At 62.8% G+C, this 22811-nt stretch carries 26 protein-coding genes; 17 read left to right on the forward strand and 9 right to left on the reverse strand.

The window, feature by feature from the left end; all coding sequences use genetic code 11:
* Positions 1 to 21 precede the first annotated feature (21 nt).
* Positions 22 to 1539: a replicative DNA helicase gene (locus ABDZ98_RS03065; RefSeq protein ID WP_160591865.1), complete on the reverse strand. Its 1518-nt coding sequence runs from the start codon at positions 1537 to 1539 to the stop codon at positions 22 to 24.
* Between the two features lie 165 nt (positions 1540 to 1704).
* On the opposite strand from ABDZ98_RS03065, the gene ABDZ98_RS03070 reads away from it, so the two are divergent.
* The 4 genes from ABDZ98_RS03070 to ABDZ98_RS03085 all read left to right on the forward strand — a co-directional run bounded on the left by ABDZ98_RS03070 (position 1705) and on the right by ABDZ98_RS03085 (position 3831).
* Positions 1705 to 2208, forward strand: a complete 504-nt coding sequence (locus tag ABDZ98_RS03070; protein WP_160591867.1) for a UPF0262 family protein — start codon at positions 1705 to 1707, stop codon at positions 2206 to 2208.
* 25 nt (positions 2209 to 2233) lie between these two features.
* Positions 2234 to 2932, forward strand: a complete 699-nt coding sequence (locus ABDZ98_RS03075) for a glycoside hydrolase family 25 protein (protein WP_160591869.1) — start codon at positions 2234 to 2236, stop codon at positions 2930 to 2932.
* Positions 2929 to 3339 (forward strand): cytidine deaminase, encoded by a 411-nt coding sequence (locus ABDZ98_RS03080; protein WP_160591872.1) that lies wholly within the window; start codon positions 2929 to 2931, stop codon positions 3337 to 3339. Before ABDZ98_RS03075 ends, ABDZ98_RS03080 begins: the two co-directional genes overlap by 4 nt.
* 69 nt (positions 3340 to 3408) lie before the next feature.
* The gene (locus ABDZ98_RS03085) at positions 3409 to 3831 is read left to right on the forward strand and encodes a hypothetical protein (RefSeq protein WP_160591874.1); all 423 of its coding nucleotides are present in this window, start codon (positions 3409 to 3411) and stop codon (positions 3829 to 3831) included.
* 28 nt (positions 3832 to 3859) lie between these two features.
* On the opposite strand, the gene ABDZ98_RS03090 is transcribed toward ABDZ98_RS03085, so the two are convergent.
* Positions 3860 to 4990 carry a M14 family metallopeptidase gene (locus ABDZ98_RS03090; RefSeq protein WP_160591876.1) on the reverse strand — a complete coding sequence of 377 codons (1131 nt, stop codon included), beginning with the start codon at positions 4988 to 4990 and terminating at the stop codon, positions 3860 to 3862.
* A complete protein-coding gene (locus ABDZ98_RS03095; RefSeq protein WP_160591878.1) occupies positions 4987 to 5598 on the reverse strand; it encodes a DUF4136 domain-containing protein in 612 nt (203 codons plus the stop codon). The genes ABDZ98_RS03090 and ABDZ98_RS03095 overlap by 4 nt, the downstream gene beginning before the upstream one ends.
* Before the next feature lie 77 nt (positions 5599 to 5675).
* On the opposite strand from ABDZ98_RS03095, the gene galE reads away from it, so the two are divergent.
* From galE to ABDZ98_RS03115, 4 genes are all read left to right on the forward strand, one after another.
* Entirely contained in the window at positions 5676 to 6689 is a 1014-nt protein-coding gene (galE, locus tag ABDZ98_RS03100; protein WP_160591880.1) for a UDP-glucose 4-epimerase GalE, read from the forward strand.
* A gap of 111 nt (positions 6690 to 6800) precedes the next feature.
* A complete protein-coding gene (ykgO, locus tag ABDZ98_RS03105) occupies positions 6801 to 6926 on the forward strand; it encodes a type B 50S ribosomal protein L36 (RefSeq protein WP_007165381.1) in 126 nt (41 codons plus the stop codon).
* A 75-nt stretch (positions 6927 to 7001) separates the two neighbouring features.
* Positions 7002 to 7619 (forward strand): HAD family hydrolase, encoded by a 618-nt coding sequence (locus ABDZ98_RS03110; RefSeq protein ID WP_160591882.1) that lies wholly within the window; start codon positions 7002 to 7004, stop codon positions 7617 to 7619.
* 215 nt (positions 7620 to 7834) lie between these two features.
* On the forward strand, positions 7835 to 8311 hold the full coding sequence (locus ABDZ98_RS03115) for a winged helix-turn-helix transcriptional regulator (RefSeq protein WP_160591884.1): 477 nt from the start codon (positions 7835 to 7837) through the stop codon (positions 8309 to 8311).
* Between the two features lie 23 nt (positions 8312 to 8334).
* On the opposite strand, the gene ABDZ98_RS03120 is transcribed toward ABDZ98_RS03115, so the two are convergent.
* Together ABDZ98_RS03120 and ABDZ98_RS03125 are read right to left on the reverse strand one after the other, a co-directional pair.
* On the reverse strand, positions 8335 to 8829 hold the full coding sequence (locus ABDZ98_RS03120; RefSeq protein ID WP_160592067.1) for a GNAT family N-acetyltransferase: 495 nt from the start codon (positions 8827 to 8829) through the stop codon (positions 8335 to 8337).
* Between the two features lie 2 nt (positions 8830 to 8831).
* Complete coding sequence (locus ABDZ98_RS03125) at positions 8832 to 10328, reverse strand: YifB family Mg chelatase-like AAA ATPase (RefSeq protein WP_160591886.1); 1497 nt, start codon at positions 10326 to 10328, stop codon at positions 8832 to 8834.
* A 127-nt stretch (positions 10329 to 10455) separates the two neighbouring features.
* On the opposite strand from ABDZ98_RS03125, the gene ABDZ98_RS03130 reads away from it, so the two are divergent.
* The 6 genes from ABDZ98_RS03130 to yihA all read left to right on the forward strand — a co-directional run bounded on the left by ABDZ98_RS03130 (position 10456) and on the right by yihA (position 14807).
* The gene (locus tag ABDZ98_RS03130; protein ID WP_160591888.1) at positions 10456 to 11229 is read left to right on the forward strand and encodes an alpha/beta hydrolase; all 774 of its coding nucleotides are present in this window, start codon (positions 10456 to 10458) and stop codon (positions 11227 to 11229) included.
* A gap of 67 nt (positions 11230 to 11296) precedes the next feature.
* Positions 11297 to 11431: a 50S ribosomal protein L34 gene (gene rpmH, locus ABDZ98_RS03135; RefSeq protein WP_160591890.1), complete on the forward strand. Its 135-nt coding sequence runs from the start codon at positions 11297 to 11299 to the stop codon at positions 11429 to 11431.
* Between the two features lie 345 nt (positions 11432 to 11776).
* On the forward strand, positions 11777 to 12157 hold the full coding sequence (gene rnpA / locus ABDZ98_RS03140; protein WP_337190198.1) for a ribonuclease P protein component: 381 nt from the start codon (positions 11777 to 11779) through the stop codon (positions 12155 to 12157).
* The gene (yidD, locus tag ABDZ98_RS03145; RefSeq protein ID WP_160591892.1) at positions 12154 to 12363 is read left to right on the forward strand and encodes a membrane protein insertion efficiency factor YidD; all 210 of its coding nucleotides are present in this window, start codon (positions 12154 to 12156) and stop codon (positions 12361 to 12363) included. Before rnpA ends, yidD begins: the two co-directional genes overlap by 4 nt.
* A gap of 36 nt (positions 12364 to 12399) precedes the next feature.
* Positions 12400 to 14169, forward strand: a complete 1770-nt coding sequence (gene yidC / locus ABDZ98_RS03150; protein WP_160591894.1) for a membrane protein insertase YidC — start codon at positions 12400 to 12402, stop codon at positions 14167 to 14169.
* Positions 14166 to 14807, forward strand: a complete 642-nt coding sequence (gene yihA / locus ABDZ98_RS03155) for a ribosome biogenesis GTP-binding protein YihA/YsxC (RefSeq protein WP_160591896.1) — start codon at positions 14166 to 14168, stop codon at positions 14805 to 14807. The genes yidC and yihA overlap by 4 nt, the downstream gene beginning before the upstream one ends.
* A 328-nt stretch (positions 14808 to 15135) precedes the next feature.
* Here the strand turns inward: yihA and ABDZ98_RS03160 are convergent, their stop codons facing one another.
* Complete coding sequence (locus tag ABDZ98_RS03160; protein WP_237437510.1) at positions 15136 to 17424, reverse strand: EAL domain-containing protein; 2289 nt, start codon at positions 17422 to 17424, stop codon at positions 15136 to 15138.
* A gap of 246 nt (positions 17425 to 17670) precedes the next feature.
* Between ABDZ98_RS03160 and ABDZ98_RS03165 the strand changes: the two genes are divergently transcribed.
* The 3 genes from ABDZ98_RS03165 (at position 17671) to ABDZ98_RS03175 (ending at position 20945) form a co-directional block, all read left to right on the forward strand.
* Complete coding sequence (locus ABDZ98_RS03165; protein ID WP_160591900.1) at positions 17671 to 18336, forward strand: glutathione S-transferase family protein; 666 nt, start codon at positions 17671 to 17673, stop codon at positions 18334 to 18336.
* 144 nt (positions 18337 to 18480) lie between these two features.
* Positions 18481 to 19629 (forward strand): succinyl-diaminopimelate desuccinylase, encoded by a 1149-nt coding sequence (dapE, locus tag ABDZ98_RS03170; protein WP_160591902.1) that lies wholly within the window; start codon positions 18481 to 18483, stop codon positions 19627 to 19629.
* Positions 19630 to 19631: 2 nt separating this feature from the next.
* The gene (locus tag ABDZ98_RS03175) at positions 19632 to 20945 is read left to right on the forward strand and encodes a dicarboxylate/amino acid:cation symporter (RefSeq protein ID WP_160591904.1); all 1314 of its coding nucleotides are present in this window, start codon (positions 19632 to 19634) and stop codon (positions 20943 to 20945) included.
* On the opposite strand, the gene ABDZ98_RS03180 is transcribed toward ABDZ98_RS03175, so the two are convergent.
* Genes ABDZ98_RS03180 through dapB form a run of 3 tightly spaced genes read right to left on the reverse strand, consistent with a single transcriptional unit; the run spans position 20942 to position 22759 of the window.
* Positions 20942 to 21337 (reverse strand): DUF6491 family protein, encoded by a 396-nt coding sequence (locus tag ABDZ98_RS03180; protein ID WP_160591906.1) that lies wholly within the window; start codon positions 21335 to 21337, stop codon positions 20942 to 20944. The genes ABDZ98_RS03175 and ABDZ98_RS03180 overlap by 4 nt on opposite strands.
* A 35-nt stretch (positions 21338 to 21372) precedes the next feature.
* Positions 21373 to 22020, reverse strand: a complete 648-nt coding sequence (gene nth / locus ABDZ98_RS03185) for an endonuclease III (protein ID WP_160591908.1) — start codon at positions 22018 to 22020, stop codon at positions 21373 to 21375.
* Positions 22021 to 22030: 10 nt separating this feature from the next.
* The gene (gene dapB, locus ABDZ98_RS03190; protein WP_160592071.1) at positions 22031 to 22759 is read right to left on the reverse strand and encodes a 4-hydroxy-tetrahydrodipicolinate reductase; all 729 of its coding nucleotides are present in this window, start codon (positions 22757 to 22759) and stop codon (positions 22031 to 22033) included.
* Between the last annotated feature and the right edge of the window lie 52 nt (positions 22760 to 22811).

Raw genomic sequence — 22811 nt, forward strand, 5'->3', positions numbered from 1 at the left:
AGCAGGCTCGGCAGCGGGCGATCAGTCGTAATCGCGGCCGGGATAATCGCCTTCTTCCAGATCGGTGAACTTGGTGATCTTGGCTTCGAACTTCAGCCGCACCTTGCCGGTGGAGCCGTGGCGCTGCTTGGCCACGATCAGTTCCGCCAGCCCGTGTACGCCCTCCATCTCCGCCACCCAGGCGTTATGCGCATCGTGGATCTTGGGATCGTCGGAGGCATTGGGCACCTTTGGCTCGCGCGAGAGGACGTAATAATCCTCGCGGAAGATGAACCACACCATGTCGGCATCCTGCTCGATCGATCCCGATTCGCGCAGGTCGGACAGCATCGGGCGCTTGTCCTCGCGCTGTTCCACCGCACGGCTGAGCTGGGACAGCGCGATCACCGGGACCTGCAATTCCTTGGCCAGCGTTTTCAGCCCGCGCGAAATCTCCGAAATCTCGTTCACGCGGTTGTCCTGCCCGCGGCCTGATCCTTGCAGCAATTGCAGGTAATCGACCACGATCAGGCCGATATCGTGCCGCCGCTTCAACCGCCGCGCGCGGGTGCGCAGGGCGGAGATCGAGAGCGCGGGCGTATCGTCGATATACAGCGGCAGATCGGCCAGTCGCTGGCTGGCGCGGGACAGGTGCTGGAAATCCTCGCGGCTGATCTTGCCCATGCGCAGCGCTTCGGAAGGAATGCCCGACTGCTCGGCCAGGATACGCGTGGCGAGCTGGTCCTTGCTCATTTCCAGGCTGAATACGGCCACGCCTGCACCCACGGACTTTGCAATCTCGTCCTTCATGTCGCGCTTCAGACGCGCGGCGCAATTATAGGCGATGTTCATCGCCAGCGCAGATTTGCCCATGCCGGGGCGGCCAGCCAGGATAATCAGATCCGAATCATGCAGGCCGCCACATTTGGAATTGATCGATTCGAAGCCGGTGGTCTTGCCCGCGACATGGCCGCCGGAATTGAGCGCGGTCTCGATCAGGGTCAGCGCCTGCTTGCTGGCACTGCCGAAGCTTTCCGCCTCATTGCTGCCCGATGCGCCTTCGGCCACGCGGTAGAGCGCGGCTTCGGCCTCTTCGATCTGGCGCATCGGCTCGACCTCTTCGGAGGTGTCGAGCGCGCTTTCCACCAGCTCGCGGCCAACGCTCACCAGTTCGCGCAGCAGCGCCAGGTCATAAATCTGCTGGGCCAGTTCGCGCGGGGCCAGCAGGCCCTGCCCGTCCGCCGTCAGCTGCGCCAGATAGGCGGTGCCGCCCAGCTCCTTGAGCGCCTCGTCATCCTGGAAATAGGGTTTGAGCGTGACCGGAGTGACCACCATCTGGCGGTCTGTCAGCACCATGATCCGTTCAAACACGCGGGCATGCAGCGGTACGAAGAAATGATCCGGGTGCAGCGGAACGGTCAGTTCCTCCAGCACGCGGTTATCGATCAGCACCGCGCCAAGGAAGGCCGCCTCCGCCTCCAGATTGGCGGGCAGGGCGCGGCCGACCACAGCAGTGTCGGGCTTGGTATCGGATCGGATCAGGAGGTCTTCATCGGACATGGCAGCCTGATGGGCCAGCGCGCCTGCTCCTGCAAGATGGCTGCGGTGAATGGGGCCTGTGGATAGCGGGGATGACGTGGCCGAGCGCCCGCATCCGGCCAGGACTTCGCCCGTAAGCTGTCATTCTACTTCGCAATTGCACAATGAGCGTGGACCTGCGAAAATATGTCCATCATGCTTACAACCGCGCCCCAAGACCGTATCACCTCCATCGTGCTCGACGAAGCCACGATCATCGCCCGCAATGCCGATGTGGAGAATGAGCGCGAGGTGGCCCTGCGCGATCTGGTGGAGGACAATGAGTTCCGCCCGCTGCGCGCCGTGAGCAAGGGCCACAAGGGGCCGTGGCAGCTGCACCTGTCCGTAATCGACGGCAAGCTGGCGATCCTGGTGTATGATAACAACGGCGCCGATGCCGGCACGATTGGGCTGGGAATGGCGCGTCTGCGGCGGGTGATCCGCGAATATTTCGCCATCTGCGATTCCTATTACAAGGCGCTGCGCAAGGCGACATCGGCGGAAATCGAGACGCTGGACATGACCCGCCGCGCCATCCATGATCGCGGCACGCGCCACCTGCTGGGCATATTGGAAGGCAAGATCGTTACCGATTTTGCCACCGCAAGGCGGCTGTTCACATTGATCTGCGTGCTGCATATCAAAGCCTGAGAAAGGGTGGGGTCGCAGGCAAATCATGGGCAGGAAACGGGCATTCCCCTGGCGCTGGCGCATCGCCGCCTTTGTGGCCCTGCTGCTGGCGGTGGCCGGTATTTACGGCTGGTGGCAGGCGCAGCACTGGACTCCGTCGCGCGAGGATTATCCCACCCAAGGCGTGCTGGTGAGTGCGCAGGACGGGCAGGTGGACTTTGCCGGTCTGGCCGCGATTGGCGCGGATTTCGTCTATCTGGAAGCCAGCGAAGGGGCTGACGGGCGCGATCCCATGCTGAGTGACAATCTGCGCGCGCTGGAAGGCGGCGTGCTGCCCTATGGCGCGGTCCACGCCTATGACCCATGCGTTCCGGCGGAGCGTCAGGCGGCCAATTTCGTCACCATCGTCCCGCGCGATGCGGCCATGCTGCCGCCGGTGATCGCGCTGGACAAGCTGGCCACCGACTGCTCCGACCCGATTACCGAAGCGGCGGTGGAGAGCGAGCTGACCACCTTCCTCAACCAGGTGGAGGGCCATGCCGGCCAGTCCGCCATATTGAAGGTCTCGCCTGCGTTTGAGGAGCATTACGCCATCGCCAGCCGGATCGAGCGGAACCTGTGGCTGGAAAGCTCCTTCCTCGAACCCGACTATGGCGGGCGGCCGTTTACGCTATGGACAGCCAATCCGCGGCTGTGGACGGCGGTGACGCAAGAACCGGTACATTGGGTGGTGGTGCAGGAATGAGCATTAACAGCGTAGAGCTTCTGGACGCCGCGCGCGCTGCCGCCGATCTGGCCCACGCGCCCTATTCCAACTTTCGCGTGGGCGCGGCGCTGCTGTTCGACGACGGGCAGGTGGTGACCGGCGCCAATGTCGAAAACGCCAGCTATGGCCTCTCGCTGTGCGGGGAGACGGTGGCGGTGGCCAGGGCGATGAGCGAAGGGCGCCGCGGCGGTCTGGTGGCGGTGGCCATCAGCGGCCCCGATGCGGACGAGATCAGCCCGTGCGGTCGCTGCCGTCAGGTGCTGACCGAACTGGCCGGGCTGGATGGCAGCGATCCGCTGGTGCTGGGTGAGGGGCGCAGCGGCGTGCGCGAATGGCGCCTGTCACACTTGCTGCCCGACAGTTTTGGCCCTGCCGCCCTGTCGTAATTCGTTTGCCCGCCAGCCAATGTTGGGCTTACCATCCGCTCCAGGGACTAACAGGGAGAGGATCATAACATGAAAAGCCTTCGACTTGCCGCCATGGCAATTGCCGCATCGCTTGCCGCCACGTTCACCGGCGTTCCGGCAATGGCACAGGATTCCAGCGCACTTGGCACATGGGATACGGCCATTGACGTGCAGGGAACCAAGATTGAATCGACGCTGATCCTGACGCAGGCCGATGACGGCTACGGCGTGGAAATCGTCGACGGCCCGATGCCGGGTGCCCCCGCCGATGCGCCGCCGATGGCAAGCGTGATCAGCGATGTGGCCGTGGACGGCGCCACCTTCACCTTCAAGCGCGCGCTCACCACGCCGCAGGGGCCGATGAACCTGACCTATTCGGGCACTGCCGATGGCGACACGCTGACCGGGCAGATCCTGTCCGACTTCGGGCCGATCCCGCTCACCGGCACGCGCGCCGAAGCTGCCGAGTAAATTGTCTGGAGGGCTGGCGCGCGCCGCGTCAGCCCTCCAGCCACTCCAGCAGCGCGCCCATGCAATCGCGCGCCAGCAGTTTGCAGCGCTCCGGGCTCCACCCCTGCTCGGCATCGGGCATCGGGTCATGGTCCTTGAACGGCATTTCCAGCGTCATCGCGCAGGCGCCAAAGCGCTCCGCCACCTGATTGGTGCTCATCGACAGATTGGCATTGCCCGGCCGGGCGGGCGGATAGCCCAGCCTGATCTGGAAATCGGGAGTGCGCCGCTGCAGGATCGAGCGGTAGCGATCATAAGACGCGCCCAGCTCATCGGTCCATGACGGGATACCTTCGAAACCGGCGAGGAAATTGGCCGCAATCGCCTCATCCCCGTGCACATCCATCGCAAAATCCACGCCGCTGGCGTCCATCGCATTGCGGATGGCGAGCACTTCGGGTGAGCGGTCAGCTGTTGGCGTATGCCATTCGCGGTTGAGGTTCACGCCTGCGGCATTGGTGCGCAGATGGCCGCGAAAGCTGCCATCGGGATTGCAGTTCGGCACGATGTGAAAGCGGCACAGCTGGCGCAGCCTGCGGGCGATGGGATCAGAATCATCGCACAGCATGTCCAGCGCGCCTTCGGCCCACCACTGCGCCATGCTTTCCCCCGGATGCTGGCGGGCATAGAGCCACACCTGCTTATCGCCCTCACCCAGCTCAAGGCAATCGATGCTGCGCCCGTCGAGCGAGTGGCCCAGGGTGCGGTGGCGCACGCCTTCGAAAAGGGCGGCTTCGGCCACCAGGTCATCGTGGCGTTCCATCGAATAAGGCGCAAAATATGCAAACCAGGCCAGATCGGCGGAGGGGGCAAAATGGATGGTCAGCGTGCCGCCGTCCTCACCCTTGTCATAGCTGCTATGCGCCCGGCCCCAATATTGGCGGTCTTCCGAAACGCAAGCCTGATATCCCGGCCAGCCTTGCGGATAGGCGGTGGCTTCCATGCCGGTGATCTTCAGTTCGATCTGCCGCCCGGCGCAATTGCTCACGCGGAAATGGAACCACTGGGCGAATTCGCTGTCCCTGTCCTTGCGGATCGCCAGCCTGGCGTTGGTGCCGTCTGTGGACAGGACTTCAATATTGCCGCTGTCGAAGGCGGCGTTGATGTGGATGTCGGTCATTGGTCCTCTGGGGTAATCTCTATGGTCTCGCCCGATTGTCCGGGAAAATCGGTGAACAGCGCGGCGATGGCTCGGTCTGCTGCCAGTGCCGGGTCCACATAGTCGCTATTGTCAGTGGCTGTGAACCGGGCGCGGCCTTCCCACAGGTTGGCTCCGCCCGTGGCGCGGCGGATGGAGACCGCCACCTGCGTATCGATGCGGTCCGGCGGCGAACCTGACAGGTCTATGCCCACGCCCAGTCCCACGCCCGAGCCATAGGAGCCAACGCCCGCGCCGCCGCCCACGCTGACCGGGCTGCGCCGCTCTCCCTCGGCCACAGTGCGGGCGATATCGAGCATGGCGACCTGGCTGCCCCTGCTGGCGACCACGTGGTAGCCAATCACGCTCAGCTCGCGTTCCAGCTGGTCACGGAACACGGTGAATTCGATCGATGCGCTGTCCCGCCCCGGCGCGGCCTCCACGCTGATGGTGCCCTGTCCCAGCTGGGCAGGCGCCGCGCCGGTAAAGCGCGTGACCTCCACTGGTGAGACATAGGCCGGCGTGGTGCAGGCAGACAGTGCGGCGGAGCAGGCTGCCAGGGCGAAAATGGTCTTGATGGCGTGTTTCATATTGTCCCAACGCATGAAGGGGACCACAGGTGCCAGGCTTAACGCTTGATTTGCCATATGTTGCTAGGCGGCCCTTCATGAGCACACCTCTCCCTGTTCCCGTACTTGTCACCGGCGGTGCCGGATATATTGGCAGCCACGCCGTGCTTGCGTTGCGCGATCGTGGCTGGCCGGTCACCGTGATAGACAACCTGTCCACCGGCTTTCGCTTTGCCATACCCGATGGTGTTACCTTCTACCAAGGGGACATTGCCGATGGCGATCTGCTGGCGCGCATTTTTGCCGAGCAGAAAATCGGCGCGGTGATGCATTTTGCCGGCTCCATCATCGTCCCCGAATCGGTGGACAATCCGCTCAAATATTATCGCAACAACACCGCCAACAGCCGCACCCTGCTGGAAGCGGTGGTGACTGCGGGCGTGCCGCATTTCATCTTCTCCAGCACGGCGGCGACTTATGGCGTGCCCGAAACCTCGCCCGTCAGCGAGGATCTGCCCAAGGCGCCGATCAACCCCTATGGCTGGTCCAAGCTGATGACCGAGCAGATGCTGGCCGACACCGCCGCTGCGCATGACTTCAACTATTGCGCCCTGCGCTATTTCAACGTGGCCGGGGCCGATCCGCAGGGGCGCAGCGGGCAATCGACTGCGGGCGCGACCCATCTGATCAAGGTTGCGGTGGAAGCCGCGCTGGGCAAGCGCGCCAATGTCTCCGTATTCGGCACCGATTACGATACGCCCGATGGCACTGGCGTGCGCGACTATATCCATGTCAGCGATCTGGCGGCGGCGCATGTGCTGGCGCTGGATGCGCTGATCGGCGCGCCCGCAACCTCGATGACGATGAATTGCGGCTATGGCCGGGGGTTCTCCGTGCTCGAAGTGCTGGATGCGGTGGACCGGGTGACGAACATGAAGATCGAGCGGGTGATGGGACCGCGCAGGGCCGGTGATCCCGATTCGCTGATTTCGGACCCCGCGCGCATCAAATCCACCCTGCCGTGGGTGCCGCAGCATGCCGATCTGGACGAAATCGTCCGCCATGCGCTCAATTGGGAGCGGAAACTGGCCGATATGCGCGCCGAGCCTTGACTTGGGGCGGCTTGGACCATAGTTGCGCCTCACGAAATTCCGGCACTGTGGGTTGAAGATCGCCTTTGGGGGGTCAGCTCCGGTGCCGATTATTTTTCAGGAAAAGATGTCATGAAGATCCGCAACAGCCTCAAGTCGCTGAAGAACCGCCACCGCGATTGCCGCGTTATTCGCCGTCGTGGGCGCACTTATGTGATCAACAAGACCAACCGCCGTTTCAAGGCCCGCCAGGGCTGATGATGTCGGCCGCACCGCGAAATCATCGCGGTTCGGGTCTCTTGCAAAGCCCCCGCGCAATCGGGGGCTTTTTGCATGTCTGATGCACCTTCCGCCGTGGTGTTCGATATCGGGCGCGTGCTGATCCAGTGGGATCTGCGCCACCTGTTCGAAAAGCTGATTGCCGATCCGCAGGAGCTCGACTGGTTCCTGGAAAATGTGGTGTCCGAAGCGTGGCACCACCAGCAGGACGATGGCCGCCCGCTGGCTGAAATGGTGCCTGAACGCAAAGCCCAGTTTCCCCGCTATGCGCATCTGATCGATGCCTATGCGCAGCGCTTTGATGAAACGATTCCCGGACCGATTGCGGGCACGCACGCGCTGGTGGATGCGCTGCATGCGCGCGGCGTACCGATCTTCGGCCTGTCAAACTTCGGCGCTGATTTCTGGGGTCCGTTCCGCGATGCCTGGCCGGTGTTCGACGTATTCCGCGACATTGTCGTTTCCGGCCATGAAAAATGCACCAAGCCCGACCCGGCGATCTACCAGATTGCCGAGGCGCGCTTTGGCCTGCCGCCGCAGCAATTGTTCTTCATCGATGACAAGGCCGAGAACATCGCCGCCGCCACCGCGCGCGGCTGGCATGGCCATGTCTTCACCCATGCCGATGCGCTGGAGGCCGACATGATCGCCAAGGGCCTGCTGGCGCCATAGGCCCTGCCAAAATCCGGGACCTGCAAAAATCCAGCTTTGGCCAAAAAACAGGCCCCCACGCAGACCTTGGGGGGTGCGCAGGGGCCAGTCTCGTCCCGGGATGGAGATTGATGGAGGGACGCAATAGAGTTTCTAATAACAACCTATACCAATGTCAGCAAGGGCGAATCCACGGGGAATTGGGTTTGTCCGCGCGATAGGCTAGAAGATGTCCGATGAATGACTTGCGCGAACCTCTGAAACAGCTGGCCACATGCGGATTGCCCCAGGCGCTGGAGGTGATGGGAGAGCGCTGGTCTTTCATGATCCTGCGCGCCGCCTTCAACGGGCTGGTGCATTTCGAGGAGTTTTCGGCGGAGCTGGGCATTGCCCGCAACATCCTTTCTGGCCGCCTTGGCAGGCTGGTGGAAAACGGCGTGATGGCCCGCATCCGATCGCAGGAGGATCGCCGCAAGGTGGAATACCGCCTCACCGAAAAGGGGCTGGACCTGCTGCCCGCCATGCTCGCCCTGCGCCAGTGGGGGGAGCGTTACGGCACCGGCATTGCCACCAATCCGGTGCTGGTGGATGCAAGGGACGGCCTGCCGATCGCCCGCATCACCATCCGCGCCGCCGATGGCCGCGAACTGACCTGGCAGGACCTCGCCTGGCAAGACAGCGCAAGGCTGGGCCAGAGCGTCAAGAAGGGCTGAGCGGCCAAAGCTGACCCCGCGCCTTACAGCAGGCGGTACATCACCAGCGCATCGACCAGGCCTTCGCCCGGATGGCGGAACGCCCCGGTCAACCGCCCGACTTCCTCCATACCCACAGAGCGCCACAGCTTGAGCGCGGCAGTATTGGTGGCGATCACCAGATTGAACTGCATGGCGTGGAAGCCCGCAGCCCTGGCCCTTGTGAAGGAATCCAGCGCCATCGCCCGCGCCACTCCGCGCCCACGCGCATCAGGGTGGACCATGTACCCCGCATTGGCGACATGCGCCGCAGGGCCGGTGGAATTGGGCTTGAGGTAATAGCTGCCGACGACCTCGCCGCCCAGTTCGGCCACGAACACCTGTTTGTCCGGTGCAAACCAATAGGCGAAGGCGTCTTCCCGGCTGGCCGCAGGATCGACAGGGTAGGTGGTGCCTTCGCGAATCACGGGCTCGAGAATGGACCACAGCGCGTCCTCGTCACCGGGCTGAAAGGCACGAATCTCAATATCCGGCCCCATGCTCACGCCCTCGGCGCCTGCCGACGGTAGCTGAGCGCTTCGGCCACATGGATGCGGGTCACGCCTTTGCTGCCCGCCAGATCCGCAATCGTGCGGGCCACGCGCAATATGCGGGTGTAGCTGCGGGCGGACAGGCGCATGGCATCAGCCGCCTGCATCAGCAGCTTTCGGCCAGCCTCGTCGGGCGTGGCGTATTGCTCCAGCTTGTCCCCGTCCAGCTCGGCATTGGAGCGGATGCCGCGTGCGGTCTGATGGGTGCGGGCCTGTGCCACGCGGGCGGCAACCTGCGCGCTGCCTTCGGCGGCAGGCGGAAGCGAAAGATCGGCGGCGCTCACCGCATTGACCTCCACATGCAGATCTATCCGGTCGAGCATCGGGCCGGAAACCTTGGACTGGTAATCGGCGGCGCAGCGCGGCGCGCGTGAGCAGGCGAGTGCGGCATCGCCCAGGTGGCCGCAGCGGCACGGGTTCATCGCCGCCACCAGTTGCACCCGAGCGGGGAAGGAAACATGCGCGTTGGCGCGAGCCACATCGACCTTGCCCGTCTCCAGCGGCTGGCGCAGCGAATCGAGCACGGTGCGCTGGAATTCGGGCAGTTCATCCAGGAACAGCACCCCCAGATGGGCGAGCGAGACCTCACCCGGCTTAACCTTCAGGCCGCCGCCCACCAGCGCCGCCATGCTGGCCGAATGATGCGGCGCGCGGAAGGGACGGTTGCGGCTGATGCGCCCGCCTTCCAGCGTGCCGGCGACGCTGGCGACCATGCTGGTCTCCAGCGCCTCCGCCGATGTCAGCTGCGGCAATATGCCCGGCAGGCAGGATGCGAGCAGGCTCTTGCCCGCCCCGGGCGGCCCGATCATCAAAAGGTTGTGACCACCTGCCGCTGCAATCTCCAGCGCGCGCTTGGCGGTTTCCTGTCCTTTGACGCTTTTGAGGTCCGGGCCATGATCGGGCTCGGCCACTTCTCCCGGCTCGGGATCGGGCAGGCGGCTGGTGCCTTTGAGGTGGTTGAGCAGGCTGACCAGATCGGGCGCGGCGCACAAGGGCACATCGCTGGCCCAGCGTGCCTCGGTGCCCTGCGCGGCGGGGCAGATCAGGCCCATCTCCTCCTCACTGGCGTGGATCGCGGCCAGCAGCACGCCGGGAGATGCGACGATCCGGCCATCCAGCGCCAGCTCCCCCACGGCGATGAAATCGGCCAGCTGCTCGGCATCGGTCACGCCCATGGCCGCCAGCAGCGCCAGCGCGATGGGCAGATCGTAATGGCTGCCTTCCTTGGGCAGGTCTGCGGGGGAAAGGTTGATGGTGATGCGCTTTGGCGGCAGCGCCAGACCCATGGCGGCCAGCGCGCTTTGCACCCGCTCCCGGCTTTCACCCACCGCCTTGTCCGGCAGGCCGACAATCGCGAAGCGCGGCATGCCCGGCGCAACCTGGCACTGCACCTCCACACTGCGCGCTTCCAGCCCGAGATAGGCGACCGTCGATACCAAGGCTACCAAGTGCAACTCTCCCTTTGAATTGAAAGTGATAGCGGGCCGTGTGCCGGTGTCGAGATGCACATGGTAAATTGATCGGAAACCGAACTTCTTCAGCATTGGGTAGGGCGCACGGGGCACTGATGATGCCATGCGCATTCTCGTTACCATTCTTGTCTCGCTGTCAGCCCTGCTTGCGCTGCCTGCGGCGGCGCAGACCTACGTCTATGAAGAGGTGGTGGAGCAGTGGGTGGAGACCGGCGCATCGCGCTTTGTCTCCCCGCAGCTGGCCCATGCTGAACAAAATGCAATCGCCGCCTATGGCCCGTTCCGCGTGCTGGACAATGGCCGCGCGGCGCTGGTGGGGGTGACCGATTCCTACTCTCCGGCGGAATTTGACCGCATGCTGGCCGATTACCCCGGGATCGACACGCTGGAATTCATCGAGTGCCCCGGCACGCATGATGACCGGGCAAATTTGAGGTTGGGCCGGATGATTCGCGCCCGCGGCATCGCTGCGGTGGCACCTGAAGGTGGCTCGGTCCGTTCCGGCGCGGTGGAACTGTTCCTGGCAGGCTCCACCCGCCGGATCGCCGATGGCGCGGAATTTGCCGTCCATGCGTGGCTGGATGAATATGGGCAGGGCGCGTGGGATTATGCCCCCGGCTCACCCGAGCACCTCAAGTATCTTTCCTATTATCGCGAAATGGGCATGGACGCCCAAGAGGCGGCGCGCTTCTATGCCATGACCAATTCGGTGCCTTTCGAATCGGCCATGTGGATGAGCGGCGCGGAGATGCGCGGCTGGATCGAAACAGACCGCACCACAGACCGCGTGTCAGGCCGCGTTGAAGAGCGCAGGGCAGATAGCGCAGCCGAACTTCCGCGACTGGCATATCTTGACTTGGCCGGCGCACTCAACTAACTGCGCGCCCATATGAAGGCCGCCCTTGCGGGTGGCCGTTTCTTTTTGATATTCGAGGACGTCACCCATGAAGCGCACTTTTCAGCCGAGCAATCTCGTGCGTGCTCGCCGCCACGGTTTCTTCGCCCGCAAGGCAACTGTGGGTGGCCGCAAGGTAATCCGCGCCCGCCGCGCCCGCGGCCGCAAGAAGCTGAGCGCCTGATTACTTGAGCCTCAGACGCCGGCGGGGCCATCCGGCCCCTTAGGCTTTCCTCGCGCCTTCGGCGCTGCGGGCGGCCAGTCGGCCTTTGGCTGCCGCGACCAGGAACCGGGCTCTACATTCATGGCTAGGTGACGGTCGGCGACCAGCCGACCGCAAGGGCAAATGCCCGCCCGCAGGTGCCCCGCACCCCGGACTTGATCCGGGGGGAGGGATCAGCACCGAGGACGCGCGCGCGGATGCGCGTGCGAAAGACAAACGATCCCGCCGGCGCTTGAGGCTAAAACAAGCAGGCGCGCGCAAAACAAAAGATTCGGCACTGCCCGAATCAGTTCCTATCTTGCACCAGTGACAATATCCGTTCTCACCAAGCGCGCCGATTTTCTGGCGGCGAACCGGGGCCTGCGTGTGGCGCGGCCCGGTTTTGTGCTGCTCACCCGGCCCAATCAGGGGCGGGGCAAACGGTTTGGCATCACGGTGACCAAGAAGGTTGGCAATGCCGTGGTCCGCAACCGCATCAAGCGCCGTTTTCGGGAGCTTTTGCGCGATGCCTTGCCGCAGCAGGGCCTGCCCGATCACGATCATGTGCTGATTGGCCGGGCAGGCGGGATCGAGCGGGATTTCCACCTGATGCGCGATGAGCTGACGCAGGCTCTGGAACGCGCCGCCGCGGGCAAGGGTGATCGCCCGCGCAGCCCGCGCGCAAGGTCTGGCAAAGCGCAGCGATGAAGCGCGCGCTGATCCTGGTTGCGCGGTTCTGGCAGATCGGCCCGTCGCGCATTCTGCCGCCGACTTGCCGGTACCAGCCCAGCTGCAGCGAATATGCTATTAATGCGCTGGACAAGCATGGTGCAATCAAGGGTGGATGGCTGGCCCTCAAGCGGCTATTGCGCTGCCACCCTTGGGGGGGACACGGATACGACCCGGTGCCTTGACGGGCATCGCATGGAATAGAACCGCGGGAAAAAATCTTGGACAATCAGCGTAATCTCATCCTCGCCGTCGTGCTGAGCGCAGCCCTGCTTTTCGGCTGGGACTTCGTCATGACGCGGTTCTTCCCGCAGCCGGTGGTGGCCGAACAGTCGCAAACCGCCAGTTCCGGGGCAAGTTCCGGGGTGGATACCGGCATCGATGCCAGCGGTGCGCCCGTTGCGCAGGCCGCAGGGCCGGGTGTGGAAGCCGTGCTGGCCCGCGATCTTGATGCAGAGCTGGCCGCACCGGGCCGCCTGCCGATCAACGCACCCGAAATCGTCGGCTCGATCAATCCGGTCGGCGCGCGGATCGATGACATCGAACTCAAGACCCACCGCCAGACGGTGGACAAGGACAGCGGGCCGATCCGCTGGTTCGCCCCTGCCGGCACCGATGTGCAGCAATTCGCGCAATTCGGCTGGGTGGGTGATGGCATTGCCCTGCCCGATGCCCGTACGCAGTGGAGCGGCACCGGCGAGCTGACGCAGGAAACGCCGCTGACGCTGAGCTGGGATAATGGCCAGGGCCAGACCTTCATCCTGACCTTCTCCATCGATGAGCATTACATGCTGACCGTGGAGCAGAGTGTGCGCAATGACAGCGATGGCTCGATTGCGCTGCGTCCCTATGCCTTCGTCAACCGCACCAGCCTGACCGCCAGCCACAGCACGTGGAATGTTCATTCTGGCCCAATCGCGGCGATTGACAACGAAGTCGATTTTGACTGGAATTATGACGAGGTGGCCGAGGAAGGCCCCGTCAACATGCCCGGCCGCACAGAGTGGGTCGGCTTTACCGATATCTACTGGATGTCCGCGCTGATTGCGGATGACGATTTTGCCGCCACCAGCGCGTTTCGATCCACCGGCAATGATACCTATCGTGCCGACCTGCTGTATGAGACCGTCTCCGTGCCTGCTGGCGCAACGATGACGCGCAGCACGCGGCTGTTCGCGGGCGCCAAGGAAAGCGCTGTGCTGGACGCCTATGAGGATCAGGGCGTGGAGAAGTTCGGCCTCGCCATCGACTGGGGCTGGTTCCGCTTCATCGCCTGGCCGATGTGGCAGGTGCTGATCTTCCTGTTCGGCCTGGTGGGCAATTTTGGCGTGGCGATCATCTGCCTGACCATCATCATTCGCGGCCTGATGTTCCCCATCGCGCAAAAGCAGTTTGCCTCCATGGCGCAGATGCGCGCGGTGCAGCCCAAGATGAAGGCGCTGCAGGAACGCTACAAGGATGACAAGCCGCAGCTGCAGCAGGAAATGGCCAAGCTGTACAAGGAAGAAAAGGTCAATCCGCTGGCCGGCTGCCTGCCGATCTTCATCCAGATCCCGATCTTCTTCGCGCTGTACAAGTCGCTGTTGCTGGCCATCGAGATGCGCCATGAGCCGTTCGTGCTGTGGATCAAGGATCTGTCCGCACCCGATCCGGCAACCATCCTCAACCTGTTCGGCCTGCTCGATTTCACCCCGCCCGGCTTCCTGTCGATTGGCGTGCTGGCGGTGCTGCTGGGCCTGACCATGTGGCTGCAGTTCAAGCTGAACCCGGCGGCGATGGACCCGATGCAGCAGCAGATCTTCATGATCATGCCGTGGGTGCTGATGTTCGTCATGGCGCCGTTTGCCGCAGGCCTGCTGCTGTACTGGATCACCTCCAACCTGCTCACGCTGGGGCAGCAGAAATATCTCTATTCGCGCCACCCGCAATTGCGCGCGCAGGCAGAGAAGGACGCCGCCGAAAAGGCGCGCAACGCAGAGCGCAAGGGGTGACGGACGACGAACAGGATCTGGCGGAAGAGGCGCGCAAGCTGTTTTCAGGCCGCGTCGAATTCCTGCTGTCGGCACCGCAGCTGAAGTTCATCCCGGGGGCGGATTTCCCCGAGGTGGCCTTTTGCGGGCGCAGTAATGTGGGCAAGAGCTCGCTGCTCAATGCGCTGACCGGGCGCAAGGCGATTGCCCGCACATCGGTTACGCCGGGCCGCACGCAGGAGCTCAACTTCTTCGAAGTGGGGGAGCCCACGCAGTTCCGGCTGGTGGACATGCCCGGCTATGGCTTTGCCAAGGCACCGGTGAAAGTGGTCGAGAAATGGCGCAGCCTGGTGCGCACCTTCCTGCGCGGGCGGGTGGTGCTCAAACGCACGCTGGTGCTGATCGATGCGCGCCATGGCATCAAGCCGGTCGACGAAGAGATGATGAAGATGCTCGACGAGGCAGCGGTCGGCTATCGGCTGGTGCTGACCAAGGCGGACAAGATCAAGGCATCGGAGCTGGAGGCAACGGCGGACAAGGTCCGGGCCGAAGCGCGCAAGCACCCCGCGGCCCATCCGCACCTGCACATCACCAGTTCCGAAAAAGGAATGGGCATCGCCGAATTGCGCGCTGCCGTTCTCGCCGACCTGAGGACCTGACGCCTGAGGACCTGACGCCTGAGGACCTGACGCCTGAGCGCCGCACCTGTCGGTCGCCCAGCTTGCCAGTATTCCAGCGATCCACTCAGTGACGAGATGACCTCGGGAAGAGGCATGATTCCCTAGGGAAGCTGGCGTCCGCGAAACGCGTAATCGGCTGCGGACAGCAGACGAAAAAAAGGGCACCCGAAAGCACCCTTTTCTATCTGAATTTTTTGAGGATTAGCCCCGGCGACCGCCGAAAAGCCAATCATAAATGCTGCCACCCATGGTTAGTCTCCTTGCTTGGACACCTTCCATATGGGTTAACCATTTATATTTGTAAAGTTTAAACCATTTTTCTTAATTCTTCTGGAATACTAAACCTCTGAAATTTAAGGATTTCATCGAATGAAATGGGTCTCGAAATTGCGAAACCCTGAGCCACAAGACACCCCGAATCGCGCAATAAGGTTAACGTTGATCCGTCTTCCACCCCTTCCGCTACCACTATGATTCGCAATTCTTTTCCGAGTCGCAGCACGTGGCGAACGATGCCCGCGGCCTTGGCATCGGTATTCATGGCCGACGTGAACATGCGGTCGATCTTCAGTTCGGAAAATGGCAGGCGCTGCAGCGCTTCAAGGCTGGCCGCACCGACGCCGAAATCATCCATCGATATCTTCGGACCAAGCGCTGCCAGCTCGCTCAGCACATCGTGTGCCGCTTCGAAATTGGATATGCGATAGGTCTCGGTAATCTCCAGCGTCAGGCGAAGCGGATCGAAGCCGGTCTCATCCAGCACTTCGCGCACCATCCGCACAATATCGCGTTCATGGACCAGCGTGGCCGAGATGTTGACAGCGATCGGCAGCTTGAGGCCGCGGTCCTCGAATGCATTGCCGGCCAGGCAGGCCTCTTCCAGCACGTGGCGGGTGAGGTGGGTCATGCGGCCGGCATTCTCGCACTGGCGGATGAAGTGATCGGGCGGGATCAGGCCCTTCACCGGATCGCGCCAGCGCACCAGAGCCTCCACGCCCACCAGTTCCCCTGACTGGACGAGGATCTTGGGCTGATAGATCAGATATATCTCGCCGTTGGAAAGCGCGGAATCGATGCGGGCCTGCAGGGAAATGTTCCAGATCAGGTCTTCATCGCTGGCCAGTTCGGCGATCTCTATCGGTTCATATGTCTCTGTCGTGCGCTCTGCGGCGGAAACGGCGGCAGCCACGCGGCGCGTGACATTGGGGCTGGGGGTGATGTCCACGCCAAAGGTGATGCCAACGTCCACCTGGTTTTCGCCCACCAGCAATGGAGACGAGAACAGGGCTCTGAGGCCCTCGAGGTGTTCACGAATAAGTGCCGGTTCCTTCTCGGGGAAGGTCCATGCGATCAGGTGACCCTGCCCGAGATAGATGGTGGCTTCTTTCTTTGCCGCCTTCAGCCGTCCGACTATACGCAGCAGATATTCCGCATGCAGGTCTGCCGGCAGCGTCTTGCGCACTTCCTCGAACCGGTGGATCTTCGCAACGATGATGGTCGGAACCGTCTCTGCCGTTGCCTTGTCCGCTTCCAGCGCGGCAAAGGTGGGCAGGTTGGTGTCAGGATCGACCATGCGGAAGCTGCTCTTCCACTTGGTGCGGGCGCGGAACAGTCCGAAGATCAGCAATTGGGCGATGGCCGCTGCAATGCTGATTTTCGCGCCCATCTGCGCCGCAACGAAGGCGCTGGCCAGCAGGCCAATGAACATGGCCGCATAATAGGAATGGCGCAGGCGCGAATTTTGCGTCTGGCTGAGAATACACAGCACCAGAAAGGCAAACAGCAGTACAAGATAACCGCTAATTACCTTGGTAAGGCCAGCCATCAGCGTTTCGGCCGCATAGATGCTGACCAGTGAGTTGGGCACGCCCATGTGACCGGGAATATTGGCGCTGTTGGTCTGGCTCCGGTTCGATACACCCAGCACCACCAGCTTGCCTGCTACGTCCGCGGCAATGCCATCGCGCTGGCCCAGAGGAGCCTTTTCAAGCTGCAGATCCTGGTATCGGTATGACGGGATGGAGGCCAGATCGAAGCTGTAGTTGATCGGGAACTGTTCGTGGCTGTTGCTGGTCAGTCCGGCCAGCGATGCCGGCAGGCTGGTGAACTGTTCATCCCTGTGGGTGACAATGAACGGCATCTGCCAGGTAAAGCCGAGGTAGTTTTCCCACCGGTTGGTGGCAACCTGGGCAACATTGCGGGATACGCTGCTGGCCGATCGTTCCAGCCTGTCTTCACCGTTGAGGCCGGTGGCATAATTCTGCACCAGTACGATATTTTCGCCACCTGCACGCATCGCAGCATTCAGCACTTCATCGGCCTTGACCGTGGACGGGCGATTGAAAACCATGTCGATGTAGACGCGGCTGACGCCTTCTTCCCGCAGCCGGTCGAGCGTTTCTGCCAGTTCAACGCGGCGCTGGGGGTAGCCGGGATCGGTCAGGTCCTCATCCGTGCCGACATAGACGATGTCGCCCGACGCCTCGAACGTGGCGAGGCGCGACTGGGCAACCCAGGTTAGCTGGTCGAAGACGTCGAAGACGGTAAGGAACGACAGGACGAGCGCAATGAGGCCGGCCCAGAAGGCGTGCCGCATGCGTTCACTCGCACTGTTTCGTTCCTTGCTTGTCGGCATATGCACGACCCTCGTTCACCATTTTTCCGGCGCATTCGCCGCTGTGGATGGGTTTCCTTAGCAACACGATGGTAAACAAACCCCTGACAACGGCGAGATGAGTGAGCATGCTGAATCAAGGTGCCTAACACCGGCTTCACATCTGTTCAGGCTCGACAGGCTTTGTCTGAATCCCTAGGGCTGCGCCAAGGCAGACAGGGACCCCACATGAAGCTGATCATCGGTAACAAGAATTACTCCAGCTGGTCCTTGCGCGGATGGCTGGCTGCCAAGCAATCGGGCATCTCCTTCGAGGAACTGACGGTTCATATCGATGGCGATGACTGGCAGGCGATGAAGCGCCAGCAGGATGAATTCCAGCCTTCGGCGGGCAAGGTGCCGGTGCTGTGGGATGGCGACGTGGTGGTGTGGGATTCCATGGCGATCATGGAATATCTGGCAGACAAGGTCGGCCGCGACCGCTTCTGGCCCAAGGATGACGCAGCGCGCGGCATGGCCCGTGCCATGGTGGCCGAAATGCACTCCTCCTACTTGCCGCTGCGGCGTCTGTGTCCGATGAATATCCGCCGCTCGATACCCATTGAGCTGACCGATGACGCCAAGGCGGACATCATTCGCATTCTGGGCCTGTGGGCAGAGGCGCGCGCGCGTTTTGGCAAGGGTGGCCCGTTCCTGTTCGGCACATTTGGCGCAGCGGACATCTTCTACGCCCCTATCGTCAGCCGCTTCATCACCTATGGCATTGGCGTGCCCGGCTTTGCCCAGGCCTATATGCAGGCGATCTGGGAGCATGAATGGATGCAGGCGTGGATTGCCGCCGCCGAAGCGGAAGAATGGACGATCTCCGCCTTCGAAGTGCCAGTGGACGCCTGATTTTCTGACGCCTGATCTCAGTGCGACCGTCCGGGCGGATCAACAGGGCGTGCCGTCTGTGGGCGGGACCGCTTCAAGATCAGGCTTGGGCATTTCTTCCTCCCTGTCTGGAAAGCTGCGCGGCTCTGGTATAGCGCATGCGCCATGATCAACTCCAGCAATCCGGCACAGATCGCGCACGCGCTGATCGCCTGTGACAGTGTGACCCCCGCCACCGGCGCGGTGTTTGACCTCATGCAGCAGATGCTGGAGCCGCTCGGCTTCGAAGTCGTCCGCTTCCTGGCAGGCGAGGGACCGGAAGGCAGTGACGAGGCGCCGGTGGAGAACCTGTTCGCCATCCGCCGCGGGCCCACCGGATCGCGCCACTTCGCCTTTGCCGGCCATGTCGATGTGGTGCCGCCCGGCGCGGGCTGGGCCTCCGATGCCTTTGCTCCTGAAATTCGCGGCGGCCTGCTGTACGGGCGCGGCGCGGTGGACATGAAGGGGTCGATCGCCTGCATGCTGGCGGCGCTGGTCGATATTCCCGCAGATGCCGGCACCATCAGCCTGATCATCACCGGGGACGAGGAAGGCCCGGCGCTCAACGGCACGCGCGCGCTGATCGATCTGATGCGTGAGCGCGGAGATATTCCGGACCTGTGCCTGGTGGGCGAACCCACCAGCGTCAACCGGCTGGGCGATACGATGAAGATCGGCCGGCGCGGATCGGTCAACATCCTGCTGGAAGTGGAAGGCGTGCAGGGCCACGTCGCCTATCCGCACCTGGCCCGCAACCCGCTGCCGCCGATGATCGCCATGCTGGCCGAACTGGATGCGCTGGTGCTGGATGAGGGGACCGACTGGTTCCAGCCGAGCAATCTGGAAATAACCGAGATCGATGCCACCAACCGCGCACACAATGTCATTCCGGCGATGGCCAAGGCACGGATTTCCATTCGTTTCAACGATTTGCATACAGGCGCGGAACTGTCCGAGCGTGTGTGCACCATTGCCGGAAAACATGGCGGACGGGCGTTGCCAATCGTTTCAGGAGAGGCTTTCCTGACCCCGCCGGGTGAATTCTCGCAGCTTATCGCCAAGGCGGTAGAGGCCGAGATCGGCATCGTCCCCGAAGCATCCACCAGTGGCGGCACCTCCGATGCGCGCTTCCTGAAGGACCTGTGCCCGGTGATCGAATTTGGCCTTGTCAACGCAACCATGCATAAGACCGATGAAGCAGTGGCGCTGGATGATCTGGACGCGCTGGTGAGGATCTATCGGCGCGTCGTCACAGATGCGCTGAAGGGGGGATAGCGATGACAGCCGAAGCCGAAGATATCGCCCGCGAAGCTGCGCCCATCGGGCATGGCAAACTGCAATTGCGCATCTTGATCGGCTTCATCGCCGGCCTCACAGCGGGCCTGCTGACCTATACATTCGCGCCCGGCGCAGACTGGGTGAACACCGTGGTGACATATGTCACCGGCCCCATCGGACAGGTTTTCCTGCGGCTGCTGTTCATGCTGGTGATCCCGCTGCTGTTCAGCGCTCTGGTGGTGGGCATTGCCGAAATGGGCGAGATTCGCGCGCTCAAGCAGATCGGCATTCGCACGCTGGTCTATACCATCATCGTCTCCAGCATCGCGGTGGCGATCTCCATCGCGCTGGTGAACCTGATCCGTCCGGGAGACGGCGTGGACCCCGCAGCCGCGGCAGACCTGCTGGCACAGGGTGCGGGCGGCGCTGCCAGCATTGTCGAGGCATCGGCCAACAGCGATGCGGGTGTGAACCAGCTGATCAATATCGTGCCCAGCAACATCATCTCGGCCATGTCGAGCAACGATATTCTGGCGGTTATGTTCTTCGCGCTGTTCTTCGGCATCGGCATGCTGCTGGTGCAGACCACGCGCACAGAAGTGCTGAAGGACGCGATAGAGGGTATTTTCGAAGTGGCGATGAAGCTGATCGGCATCGTCATCCAGCTGGCGCCGATTGCCATCTTCTGCTTCATGTTCAACCTGTCCGCGCAGTTCGGCTGGGACCTGCTGTTCAAGCTGGCGGCTTTCGTGGCGGTGGTGCTGCTGGCGCTGGGCCTGCAGATGTTCGGCGTGTTCCCGCTGCTGCTGAAATTCGTGGCCAGGAAAAGCCCCGTCGCCTTCTTCAAGGAAACGCGTGAGGCGAGCCTGATGGCTTTCTCCACCGCCAGTTCCAACGCCACTCTGCCCACCGCGCTGCGGGTGGCCGATACCGAGCTGAAACTGCCGCGCCGGATCGCCCGCTTCGTGCTCACCATCGGCGCCACCGCCAACCAGAACGGCACCGCCATGTTCGAAGGCGTGACGGTGCTGTTCCTGGCGCAGTTCTTCGGCGTGGAGCTGGGGCTGAGCGATCAGATCTTCGTGATGGTGGTGTGCATTCTGGCGGGCATCGGTACGGCGGGCGTGCCCGGCGGATCGCTGCCGGTGATCGCGCTCATATTGGCCGGCGTTGGCGTGCCGCCCGAAGGTATCGGCCTGATCCTGGGCGTGGACCGCTTCCTCGACATGTGCCGCACCACGCTCAACGTGGTGGGTGATCTCGTCGCGGCGCAGGTAATCGCCGCGACGAGTTCGGAAACCGTGGGGACCTAGTTGCCCGCTGCCAGCTCGACCGGCAGGAATGTACCCAGCCCGCAGGTGGTTACGCGCGCACCATCGGGATTGATCACGTCGATCGTATCCTGGCTGCACAGGCGGCCGGTGGTGGCGGTGTAGGCAATGCGCTTTTCGATGCCCAGCGTATGGCACCGCGCGGGCAGCGTGTTGCGATAGCGGGTGTTGTCCAGCATCACGAAATCGATCGTGTAATCGTCATGCACGACGGTGCGATCGATCTGGCTCAGCGTGACGCAGCTTACAGCTTCGCCAACGGCTGTGGCCTGCGGAGCGCGGACTTGCTGTTCGCGGTCCATCTGGGCGGAGCAGGCGGCCAGCGGCAGCAGCACACCAAGCGCCAGGGCAGGTCGGAGGGGGTTTTTGAGCATTATTGTTCTCCCGGTCACTCATTGAATGAAGCGGATCACTTGCGCGGCTGTTCCAGTACCTTGTTCCTGAAACTGCACAGGTCCGCCACATTGCAGCGCCAGCACTCCGGCGTCCGCGCCTTGCATATATACCTTCCGTGCAGAATCAGCCAGTGGTGCGCGTGCAGGCGAAACGGTTGGGGCACGCGTTTTTCCAGCTTGGCTTCCACCGCTTCGGGAGTCTTGCCCTTGGCCAGGCCCGTGCGGTTGCCCACGCGGAAGATATGGGTGTCGACCGCAAAGGTTTCCTGCCCAAACCAGCAATTGAGGACGACGTTGGCGGTCTTGCGGCCCACACCGGGCAGGCGGACAAGGTCTTCAAGCGTGCCGGGCACTTCGCCGCCATATTCGTCCACCAGCAACCGCGACATGGCGATCACGTTCTTCGCCTTGGAATTGAACAGGCCGATGGTCTTGATGTGCTCCTTCAGCCCCTCCTCCCCCAGGTCGAGCATCTGCTGCGGAGTCTTCACCCTGGCAAACAGCTCCCGCGTGGCCTTGTTGACGCCAACATCGGTGGATTGTGCGCTCAGCGCCACGGCCACCACCAGCTGAAAGGCATTGCCATATTCCAGCTCGGTCTCGGGCGCGGGATTTTCCTCGGCCAGACGGCGGAAGAATTCGAAGATCTGGTCCCTGGTCATCTGCTGAGGGTCAAATGCCGAGCACGTCCTGCATGGTATAGCGGCCCGCATCCCTGCCGATCAGCCAGTCGGCACCCCTGATGGCGCCATTGGCGAAGATGGCGCGGTTTTCGGCGCTGTGGGACAGGGTGATGCGCTCCTGATCGCCTGCCAGGATCACCGAATGCTCGCCCGCCACCGTGCCGCCGCGAAGGGCCGCAAAGCCGATTGCGCCGGGCTTGCGCGCGCCGGTGTGGCCGTCCCGCCCGCTTTCTGTGTGGCTGGCGAGGTCTATCCCGCGCGCTGCCGCTGCGGCTTCGCCCAGCAGGATGGCGGTGCCCGATGGCGCATCCACCTTGTTGCGGTGATGCATCTCGACAATTTCGATATCCCAGTCCGTGCCCAGCCGCGCCGCCGCCTCTGCCACCAGATGCGACAGCAGCGTCACGCCCAGCGAGGTATTGCCGGTTTGCAGCACGGCAATCGCGCGCGCGGCATTGTCTATCGCCAGATGATGTTCGCCAGATATGCCGGTGGTGCCGATCAATATCGGAATGCCCGCACCAATCGCCGCGTGGAGGTTGTCCTTCAGCGCGCCGGGCACGGAGAAATCCACCAGCACATCGCTGGCATCGGCCAGGTTGGCCACATCGTCGCCCCTGTCCACGCCGCCGGCACATTCATGTCCGGCCGCCGCAATGGCTTCCAACAGCACATGGCCCATGCGCCCCTCGCTGCCGATGATTCCAATTCTGGCCACGTCTTTCCCCATTTCGTCATGCTGAACTTGTTTCAGCATCCATTCGACCGCA

Source organism: Alteraurantiacibacter aestuarii (genome assembly GCF_039523595.1).
GTDB lineage: Bacteria > Pseudomonadota > Alphaproteobacteria > Sphingomonadales > Sphingomonadaceae > Alteraurantiacibacter > Alteraurantiacibacter aestuarii.